The 2,577-nt window shown below is 36.5% G+C and carries 2 protein-coding genes; one reads left to right on the plus strand and one right to left on the minus strand.

Features of this window, described 5'->3' with window-relative positions; translation table 11 throughout:
* Positions 1-402 (minus strand): molybdenum cofactor guanylyltransferase (locus ENL20_10335; GenBank protein HHE38954.1); only part of this gene is annotated, 402 nt, incomplete at its 3' end.
* Positions 403-661: 259 nt separating this feature from the next.
* Between ENL20_10335 and ENL20_10340 the strand changes: the two genes are divergently transcribed.
* Positions 662-2,577 (plus strand): bifunctional (p)ppGpp synthetase/guanosine-3',5'-bis(diphosphate) 3'-pyrophosphohydrolase (locus ENL20_10340; GenBank protein ID HHE38955.1); only part of this gene is annotated, 1,916 nt, incomplete at its 3' end.

The raw sequence follows: 2,577 nt of genomic DNA on the forward strand, positions 1-2,577 counted from the left end.
ATAAATAGCATGCATGGTTTCATAACCGGATTTTGTTTTAGGAATTAATATCTCATAATTTCGAGGAAAACTATTCACATATTTCATTAGATCAATATTAAGAAACGGCATATCACAGGCTGTGATAAAATTATAATCACTTGAGGAATTCTCCAATCCTGAATAAATACCTCCAAGAGAACCTTTGTTCTGAAAAATATCTTTAACTAACTTGACTCCAAAATGCTTGTATTTTTCAGGTGAATTCGTTACAATGATTATTTCATCAAAAACTTTTCTGAATTTATTCAAAATAATTTCTATTAAAGGTTTTTCATTTTTATTCCCGCAAGGAAACTCAAGGAAAGCTTTATCGAGTTTTATCCTTTTATTATTGCCTCCGGCAAGAATGATTCCGGTCATATTCCTTTCCTTTCTTGGAAGTTGTTACAACATGCATAAACGATTTTTCCCTGTTCTTTTACAACCTGTTGTGATGAAGCGTAGATCAGGTCTTGCTCAATTATTTATCAGGTATTTCTTTTTTACTCTTCGTGCCTTTGAGTCTTTGTTGTTAATTATTCTCAAGTGTAAAGATTTTTTTTTCTCATACATTTTAGTTGACCTTTTTTGGAAGTAAAAATATCTAAAAAAGAAAAATAATTTCAGGGAATCAGGTGAGATGATAAAAGAGGATATTGATCTGGAAAAATTTATAAATGAGATAAAATCTATCAGAGATGATATTGATCTGTCTTTGATGAAAAAGGTTTCATTGCAAAATGCTTTTCTTTTCGCTAAAAATGCTCATCAAGAACAAATGAGAGAGTCGGGAAAACCTTATTGGGAGCATCCTGCAAATGTCGCCTGCATTCTGGCGTCCATGAATATGGATGCTCCAACAATTATTGCCGGACTTTTGCATGATATTATCGAAGATACAAAATACACTTATGAAGACATTTCCAAAGCATTCGGTTCGGAAATCGCAGATCTGGTGGAAGGAGTTTCCAAGCTAAAAAAATATCATTACAAAACCCATAAATCAAGAAAAGAACAGCAGGCGGAAAATTTTCGTAAACTCCTCATCTCCATCACAGAAGATATTCGCATAATTCTCATCAAACTCGCAGATAGACTCCATAATATGCGGACGATCAAATATCTCGATCAGGAAAAGATCAAAAGGATCTCGCAGGAAACTCTCGATATTTATGCTCCGCTTGCCAGCAGGTTCGGTCTGGCAAAGATCAAATGGGAATTGGAAGATTTGAGTTTTAAATATCTGTATCCTGATGAATACAAAAATATCAACGAAGTGATCAGCCAGAAAAAAGAAGAGAGAGATGCTTATATAAGGGAAGTGGTCGAACCTTTGAAAAAGTATTTAGATGAAGATGGGATTAAAGCAGAAGTTTTTGGCAGAAGTAAACATTTTTACAGCATCTACCGGAAGAAGGTCAGGAAAAATCTGGATTATGAAGATATTTATGATTTTGCTGCCATCAGGATAATAGTTGAAAAAGTCGAGGAATGCTATGAAGTTCTGGGTACTATACAGACTTTATTTGAACCGATCAAACAGCGATTTCGTGATTACATTTCCCGTCCAAAACCGAATAATTATCAGTCATTACATACGGTTGTGATCGGACCTAATGCGAGAAAAGTGGAAGTTCAAATTAGAACGAAAGAGATGAATATCATTGCAGAAGAAGGAATTGCTGCTCACTGGCATTATAAAGAATTGAAAGATTCTTCCGATAAAGTTTATCAGAAAAAATTGGAAAAAACCATTCCGGAAAAATCATATCATCACCAGATCGTCTGGATTCGGAAACTATTGCAGCAGGAAAAAAGTTCTGATGAATTTATGGATTTTATGCAGTTGAATCTTTATCCTGACATTATTGTTGTCCAGACACCGGATGGTGATTTTATCAAACTGCCGAAACATGCAACTCCCATTGATCTGGCTTTTGCGGTGCATACTGATGTGGGATTCCATTGTATCGGAGCAAAAGTGAATGGAAAATTCGTTCCCATCAGGACTTTACTGCATACCGGAGATGTGGTCGAAGTGCTGACATCTCCGCAGGGACATCCCAGCAAAGATTGGCTTTCCTTTATGAAATCTTCCAAAGCAAAGCAGAAGATCAGGACATATTTCCGGCATAAAGAACTCGATGATGCGATCCAACTCGGGGAAGATATTTTTTTGAAGAACTGCCGCAAGATCCATTATAAATTCAAAAATGAAGAAGATATTCTCGAAATTGCCAGAAGGTTTAAGATCAATGACTTCAAAACTTTTTTTGCTCAAATCGGAAAAGGCGATATTCTCTTTGCGTCAATCAAAGAAATAATCGAAGAAAAACAGGTTGAAGAAAATCCAATCCCAGAAGAACCGGTATTTGAAGAACTGCCGGACGGATCATTGGAAAGGAAAGTTGCCAGAGGTGTGAAGATCGGCGGGATCGATAATTTAATGATCCATTATGCCAAATGCTGCCATCCTGTTCCGGGAGATAAGATCATCGCCTACACGACGAGAGGAAGAGGAATAACCATTCACCGTCAGAACTGCTCCAATCCCGG

The sequence above is a fragment of the Candidatus Cloacimonadota bacterium genome, from assembly GCA_011372345.1.
Taxonomy (GTDB): domain Bacteria; phylum Cloacimonadota; class Cloacimonadia; order Cloacimonadales; family TCS61; genus DRTC01.